General features: G+C 70.1%; 6 protein-coding genes. All 6 read right to left on the bottom strand.

What is annotated here, in order from left to right; translation table 11 throughout:
• Positions 1-3: 3 nt before the first annotated feature.
• The 6 genes from ACFWFI_RS39085 to eno all read right to left on the bottom strand — a co-directional run bounded on the left by ACFWFI_RS39085 (position 4) and on the right by eno (position 6940).
• Positions 4-1362 carry a class I SAM-dependent methyltransferase gene (locus ACFWFI_RS39085; RefSeq protein ID WP_387400093.1) on the bottom strand — a complete coding sequence of 453 codons (1359 nt, stop codon included), beginning with the start codon at positions 1360-1362 and terminating at the stop codon, positions 4-6.
• Between the two features lie 261 nt (positions 1363-1623).
• On the bottom strand, positions 1624-3027 hold the full coding sequence (locus tag ACFWFI_RS39080) for an NAD(P)/FAD-dependent oxidoreductase (protein ID WP_387400090.1): 1404 nt from the start codon (positions 3025-3027) through the stop codon (positions 1624-1626).
• Between the two features lie 448 nt (positions 3028-3475).
• On the bottom strand, positions 3476-4417 hold the full coding sequence (locus ACFWFI_RS39075; protein WP_387400087.1) for a Ppx/GppA phosphatase family protein: 942 nt from the start codon (positions 4415-4417) through the stop codon (positions 3476-3478).
• 34 nt (positions 4418-4451) lie between these two features.
• Positions 4452-4994, bottom strand: coding sequence for a DUF501 domain-containing protein (locus tag ACFWFI_RS39070; protein WP_387400096.1), 543 nt, complete (start codon positions 4992-4994; stop codon positions 4452-4454).
• Positions 4995-5088: 94 nt separating this feature from the next.
• A complete protein-coding gene (locus ACFWFI_RS39065; protein ID WP_387400085.1) occupies positions 5089-5559 on the bottom strand; it encodes an FtsB family cell division protein in 471 nt (156 codons plus the stop codon).
• 94 nt (positions 5560-5653) lie between these two features.
• A complete protein-coding gene (eno, locus tag ACFWFI_RS39060; protein ID WP_014155837.1) occupies positions 5654-6940 on the bottom strand; it encodes a phosphopyruvate hydratase in 1287 nt (428 codons plus the stop codon).
• Positions 6941-7209: the final 269 nt, after the last annotated feature.

Here is a 7209-nt window from a genome sequence, read left to right as displayed (position 1 = left end):
GACTCACCCCCCACCCGCCGCTCCGGCCCGTCCGCCTCCTGGCGTCGCGCCGGGACGCAGCGCCCGGCCAAGGCCCGTCCAGTCACGGGCCCGCAGCGGCATGCCCGCCGCGCCGCCCTCCCGCGGGCGCACCGCGAGGATCTGGTTGACGCCGATCTTGTTGTGCTCGAAGGACAGCGCGGAGGCGGCCATGTAGAGCCGCCACACCCTGGCCCGTCCGGGCGAGGTGGCCCGGACGGCCTCCTTCCAGTGCTTCTCCAGGTTGGTCACCCACTGGCGCAGGGTCAGCGCGTAGTGCTCGCGGATCGCCTCCACGTCCCGGGCCTCGAAGCCGGCCTCCTCCAGGGTGGCGACGGTGCGGCCCACCGGGGCCAGTTCGCCGTCGGGAAAGACGTAGGCGTCGATGAACTCGTCGACGTGGTAGGCCGACTCGTCCCTCTCGGGGCGGCGGGCGATCTGGTGGTTGAGCAGCCGGCCGCCCGGCTTGAGGAGCGCGTAGAGGGCGTCGGCGTACTCACGGAAGCGGACCGCGCCGACGTGCTCGGCCATGCCGATCGAGGAGATGGCGTCGTACGGGCCGTCCCTGACGTCCCGGTAGTCCTGGACGCGGATCTCGATCCGGTCGGTGAGGCCCTCCTCGGCGATGCGCTTGCGGGCGAAGGCGGCCTGTTCGGTGGAGAGGGTCACCCCGGTGACCCGTGCACCGTACTCACGGGCGGCGTGGATGGCCATGGAGCCCCAGCCGCAGCCGACGTCGAGCAGCCGGTCGCCCTCCTTGAGCGCGAGCTTGCGGCAGACGAGGTCGAGCTTGTCGCGCTGGGCGTCCTCGAGAGTGGCGCCGTCCTGCCAGTAGGCGCAGGAGTAGACCATGGACGGGCCGAGAACCATCGCGTAGAAGTCGTTGCCCACGTCGTAGTGGTGGCTGATGGCTTCCTTGTCCCGGCGCTTGGTGTGGAGCGCACCGGTGCGGCGGCGGATCTCCTCGGGGGGCGGGGGCGGCGGCGGCCAGGGCCCGGCCAGCTGGGCGAGTCCTCGGCCGAACGCCCGCACCTTCGGGTCGCGGACGGGGTGGACGCTGTCCTTCGCGTCCGCACCGCGCTCCCAGAGCAGCGAGGCCAGGGCGTCCAGTACCGCGTACAGATCACCGTCGACGTCGATCTCTCCGGCCACCCAGGCACGGGCAAGGCCCAGCTCGCCCGGCCTCCAGAGCAGTCGGCGCAGGGCACGGCGGTGGCGCAGGACGAGGGCGGGGGCATCCGGCGGCCCGGATTCGCTGCCGTCCCAGGCCCGGATCCGGACCGGCAGGGGTTCTCCCAGCAACTCTTCGGCGAGAGCGGTCAGCCGCGATGCGGCGTCGGCCATGGTGCACACCTCCGTGGTGGTGTTTCCGAACGTGCCTAAATTCGCATATACGCACCCGAACCGGGCCGCGACACCTCGGGGCCGCAGCGAGGTACACAAGCCTCAACGCCGCCCGGCGCCCACGCCATCCCGCTCCAGGGCAACGGAACGCAAAATACCTGCACTTACCATCTAGTTGAGGCGCCCCTGGCGCCCCGGGGAACGCCGAAGGGGCCGTCCGCACCACGGATGGCGGACGACCCCTTCGGTGACGTACAGGCGCTAGGAGGCCTTGGCCTTTTCGCCGGCCTTGCTCTTGTCGTCGTCGGCCTTGGCCGCGACGGGCGCGGGGCTCGGCTTGGCGGCCTCGTAGAACTCCTCGCGCGGAGTCTCCATGGCGCCGAGCGAGACGACCTCGCGCTTCAGGAACATCGCCAGCGTCCAGTCCGCGAAGATCCGGATCTTACGGTTCCAGGTCGGCATGGCCATGCCGTGGTAGCCACGGTGCATGTACCAGGCGAGACGGCCCTTGACCTTGATCTTCACCTTGCCCACGACGATCATCGCGACGCCCTTGTGCAGACCGAGACCGGCGACCGCACCCTTGTTGGCGTGGCTGTACTCCTTCTGCGGGAAGCCCCGCATGCCGGAGATGACGTTGTCACCGAGGACCTTGGCCTGACGCAGCGCGTGCTGGGCGTTCGGCGGGCACCAGGCGTTCGGGTTGCCCGCGCGGCGGCCGACCATGTCCGGGACCTGGGCGTTGTCGCCCGCGGCCCAGATGTAGTCGGTGCCCTGCACCTGGAGCTTCTCGGAGGTGTCCACGTGGCCACGCGGGCCGAGCGGCAGACCGAAGCGCGCCAGCGCCGGGTTCGGCTTCACGCCGGCCGTCCACACGATCGTGCTGGAGTCGACCTCGAGGCCGTTCTTCAGGACCACGTGGCCGTCGACGCAGGAGTCCATGGAGGTCGAGAGGTAGACCTCGACACCGCGGCTCTCCAGGTGCTCCTTGCCGTACGCGCCCAGCTTCGGGCCGACCTCGGGAAGGATCTTGTCGGCGGCGTCGACGAGGATGAAGCGCATGTCCTCGCGCTTCACGCTCGTGTAGTACTTCGCCGCGTCGCGGGCCATGTCCTCGACCTCGCCGATGGTCTCCGCGCCGGCGAAGCCGCCGCCCACGAAGACGAAGGTCAGCGCCTTGCGGCGGACGTCCTCATCGGTCGTCGAGTCAGCCTTGTCCAGCTGCTCGAGGACGTGGTTGCGCAGTCCGATGGACTCCTCGATGCCCTTCATGCCGATGCCCTGCTCGGCGAGGCCGGGGATCGGGAAGGTGCGGGAGACCGCGCCCATCGCGATGACCAGGTAGTCGAAGGGCAGCTCATAGGCCTCGCCGACGAGCGGCGCGACCGTGGCGACCTTGCGGTCCTGATCGATGGTCGTGACACGGCCGGTGAGAACCTCGGCCTTGGGCAGCACGCGTCGCAGCGGGACGACGACATGCCGAGGCGAGATGCTGCCGGCAGCAGCTTCGGGGAGGAAGGGCTGGTACGTCATGTACGAGCGCGGATCGACGACCGTGACGGTCGCCTCTCCATACCGCATCTTCTTCAGAATGCGACGAGCTGCGTACAGGCCTACGTACCCACCGCCTACAACGAGGATCCTGGGACGCTCCGTGGTGCTCATGCCATCGAGTATCCACCCCCCTCGGGGGGCATGCTCGTGAGCCCCTTCACAAGGTATGCGCCACCCTCTGCTACACTTCGCCGCCCACGTGACCCAGGTCATGGTGCGGGTGGGGAACCACGGGGTTCCGGCGAACGTTGTTCACCGCTTGTGAGCTGGCCCTTGAGCCCTCCCCCGGAACGAACCGCCTGCCCGGGACACCCCCCGGCCACACCCTCGAAACGTCCCCGCATCGCCCGCGCGAGGACCCGCGAGCGGCCCGCGCGGCCCCCCAGGAGCAGAACTTCGCCCAGTAGGGCCGAATTCCTTGTGAAGAAGTTCACGAACTTGGTCGCGGCACCTCGCGAAAGACCTCCCCGGACAGGTCCGGAGAGGTCTCCACAAGCTCAAAAGGGCAGGCCGGGATGCGTATGAGCAGCATCTCACCGCGCCGGCGCCCGCGCTGTGATCAGCCGGCCGACCAGGCGATCCCGTCGAGAATGTCGTGCTCGCTCACCACGACCTCCCGGGCCCCGGTCCGCTCCATCACGGCGAGCAGGACGAGGGCGCCCGAGGCGATCACATCGACCCGGCCCGGGTGCATCGCCGGGATCGCCGCACGCTCCTCGTGCGTCGAGGCGACCAGCCGCTCCGTGATCTCCCGGACCCGCTCGACGGAGACCCGGGAGTGGTGGATCGCCTCGGAGTCGTACTCCTCCAGCCCGAGCGCCATCGCGGCGACGGTGGTGACCGTCCCGGCCAGGCCGACGAGCGTCGCCGCCGAGGAGATCGGCACGGTCTCCTCGGCCAGGTCCAGGGCGGCGCCGATGTCCGCGCGGATCGCGGCGATCCGGTCGGGCGTCGGCGGGTCCACGACGGCCCCGTCCACGACGAGGTGACGCTCGGTCATGCGCACGCAGCCGATGTCCACGGACCGGGCGGCACGGACACGGTCGTCACCGACGACGAACTCGGTGGAGCCGCCGCCGATGTCCACGACGAGATACGGCTTCTCCAGGTGGTCGCTGCCCACCAGCTCCTTGGTCGCCCCGTCGAAGGAGAGCTGCGCCTCCTGGTCGCCGGTCACGACCTCGGGCTCGACGCCCAGGATGTCCAGGACGCCCCGGACGAACGTGTCGCTGTTCTCCGCGTCGCGGGAGGCGGACGTGGCTACGAACCGGATCCGCTCGGCGCCGAGCTCCTTGATCGCGGCCGCGTAGTCGCGGCACGCGTCGAAGGTGCGCTCGAGCGCCTCGGGGGCCAGCCGGCCGGTCCGGTCGACGCCCTGGCCGAGGCGGACGATCCGCATCCGCCGGTCGAGCTCGGTGAAGTCCCCGGTGGCGGGGTCCACGTCCGCCACGAGCAGGCGGATGGAGTTGGTACCGCAGTCGATGGCGGCAACGCGGGTCATGGGGCTCCTGTGGTTGTACGGGTACCGCGCGGGGTCAGGACGCGTCGGGTCCGGCGTCGGAACCGCACGGCGTGACGCACGGGCCCTTCGCCCACCACTCCGGCAGCATCGCGATCGCCTCGTCGCCCAGCGGGTTCACTCCGGGACCCGCCGCCAGCGAGTGGCCGACCAGGACGTGCAGGCACTTCACGCGGTCCGGCATGCCGCCGGCGCTCGGGAAGCCCTCCAGCACCTCGATGGCGTCGCGCCGCGCGAGGTAGTCCTCGTGCGCGGCACGGTAGGCGGCGGCCAGCTCCGGGTCCGTCGCGAGCCGCTCGGTCATCTCCTTCATGACCCCGTTGGCCTCCAGCGTGCCGATCGCCGACGCGGCACGCGGGCAGGTCAGGTAGTACGTCGTCGGGAACGGCGTGCCGTCCTCCAGACGGGGCTGCGTCTCGACCACGTCCGGGTTGCCGCACGGGCAGCGGTGCGCGATGGCGCGGAGCCCGCGCGGCGGCCGGCCGAGCTGGAGCTCGAACGCGGCGATGTCCGCAGCGTTGGGCGTGGTGGATTCGGTCTGCGGAGGGGGCGTGTCCATGCCTGCCTTGAATGTCATCGGTCGGACTGTATGAATCGGTGCCGGAACGGGGCACGGTATGTGCGCCCGGGCCCGGACCGGTGCGGGGAGGGGGTCATTCGCGGTCGGCGCTGTCGACGCCGTCCCAGAGGTTCGAGTGCCAGGGCCGCCCCGTCGCCCCCGGCTCGCCCCGGCGCACCTCGGCCGCGTCCGGGTCGACCACCGTATAACCGGTCTCGCCGGGCACCACGTAGTGGAGGTGCTGGCGCGCGAGACGGCGGATGTACGCGTCGTCCTTGAGCCGCGCCTTCTCGTCGCGCAGCTCCTCGGTCCGCTGGTGCGCCTCCTGCGAGAGCCTCTCCTGTTCCGCGATCTGGTCGCGTTGGGAGATGTACTGCCTCATGGGATACGCGAGGGCGACCACCAGGGAACAGACGATCAGCGCGAGGAACGCGGCCCGGCCGGTGAGCCGGGAACGCCGGGCCTGGCGCCGGCTCTGGGACCGGTAGACGCGGGCCGCCGTCTGCTCCCCGAGCAGTCGCAGCCTGGTCGCGGTGGAGAACCGGTCGCGGTCCTTCCCGGCCATGTCTCACGCCTCCCCGTTACGCACGTCCGTCCCCGCACACGGTACGGGACCGGATGCGGGGACGGACGGAGGCTGGTGCTCCGGACTCGGGCTGTCAGCCCTCGAAGCGGAACCGCGGGAACGCCGAACGACCGGCGTAGACCGCGGCGTCGTCGAGGATCTCCTCGATGCGCAGCAGCTGGTTGTACTTGGCGACGCGGTCCGAGCGGGCCGGGGCACCGGTCTTGATCTGGCCACAGTTCACGGCGACGGCGAGGTCGGCGATGGTGACGTCCTCGGTCTCACCGGAGCGGTGGGACATCATGCACTTGAAGCCGTTGCGCTGGGCCAGCTCGACGGCGTCGAGGGTCTCGGTCAGCGAACCGATCTGGTTGACCTTGACGAGCAGGGCGTTGGCCGAGCCCTCCTCGATACCGCGGGCGAGGCGCTCGGGGTTGGTGACGAACAGGTCGTCACCGACGATCTGCACCTTGGAGCCGAGCTTGTCGGTGATGACCTTCCAGCCCGCCCAGTCGTCCTCGTACAGCGGGTCCTCGATGGAGACCAGCGGGTACGCGGAGACGAGCTCCTCGTAGTACTCGGTCATCTCGGCGGCCGAGCGGGACTTGCCCTCGAACTCGTAGACGCCGTCCTTGTAGAACTCGGACGCGGCGACGTCGAGCGCGAGCGCGATGTCGCGGCCCGGGACGTAACCGGCCTCCTTGACGGCCTCGAGGATGAGGTCGAGGGCGGCACGGTTGGACTCGAGGTTGGGGGCGAAGCCGCCCTCGTCACCGAGACCGGTGGACAGGCCCTTGGTCTTCAGGACCTTCTTCAGCGTGTGGTAGATCTCCGCGCCCCAGCGAAGGGCCTCGGAGAAGGACTCGGCGCCGATCGGCGCGATCATGAACTCCTGGATGTCCACGTTGGAGTCGGCGTGCGAGCCGCCGTTCAGGATGTTCATCATCGGAACGGGCAGCAGGTGCGCGTTCGGGCCGCCGAGGTAGCGGAACAGCGGGAGGTCGGACGCCTCGGACGCGGCGTGCGCCACGGCCAGCGAGACACCGAGGATGGCGTTGGCGCCGAGGGAGCCCTTGTTCTCGGTCGCGTCCAGGTCGAACATCGCCTGGTCGATGAGGCGCTGCTCGGTGGCGTCGTAGCCGACGAGCTCCGGGCCGATCTGCTCGATCACGGCGAGGACGGCCTTCTCGACGCCCTTGCCCTGGTAGCGGTTGGGGTCACCGTCGCGAAGCTCAATGGCCTCGAACGCACCGGTGGAGGCTCCGGACGGAACAGCAGCACGTCCCGTGCTGCCGTCGTCGAGGCCAACCTCGACCTCGACCGTGGGGTTGCCCCGGGAGTCGAGGATTTCCCTGGCTACGACGACGTCGATGGACGGCACGAGGCATCTCCTTCTGGGATCTGACACTGGTTCTGCAGGGTCACTGTGGCCTTGCGCCACGAGCCTAACCGGCTCGGCCCGCTCCGTCGGCCGTCCGCCCGTCCCCTGGGACGAAAAAGGACCCAAGGACCTGCATTACGGGCAAAGCTCCAGAATTCTACTGACTAGTAACCACAAGAATTGAACGCTCGCCCTTACGGCGAGCCCGTGACCGCACCCCGGCCGCGGGGTCCGGACACGGCCCGGCCCGGCGCGCGGGGGGTCTGCGC

The sequence above is a fragment of the Streptomyces sp. NPDC060209 genome (assembly GCF_042728155.1).
Taxonomy (GTDB): Bacteria; Actinomycetota; Actinomycetes; order Streptomycetales; family Streptomycetaceae; genus Streptomyces.
This window is presented reverse-complemented; position numbering and strand designations above follow the sequence as displayed.

What these genes read in the sequence shown, in the direction of transcription:
- ACFWFI_RS39085 (WP_387400093.1), bottom strand. Translation starts at nt 1,362, where the DNA reads ATGGCCGACGCCGCATCGCGGCTGACCGCTCTCGCCGAAGAGTTGCTG.
- ACFWFI_RS39080 (WP_387400090.1), bottom strand. Translation starts at nt 3,027, where the DNA reads ATGAGCACCACGGAGCGTCCCAGGATCCTCGTTGTAGGCGGTGGGTAC.
- ACFWFI_RS39075 (WP_387400087.1), bottom strand. Translation starts at nt 4,417, where the DNA reads ATGACCCGCGTTGCCGCCATCGACTGCGGTACCAACTCCATCCGCCTG.
- ACFWFI_RS39070 (WP_387400096.1), bottom strand. Translation starts at nt 4,994, where the DNA reads ATGGACACGCCCCCTCCGCAGACCGAATCCACCACGCCCAACGCTGCG.
- ACFWFI_RS39065 (WP_387400085.1), bottom strand. Translation starts at nt 5,559, where the DNA reads ATGGCCGGGAAGGACCGCGACCGGTTCTCCACCGCGACCAGGCTGCGA.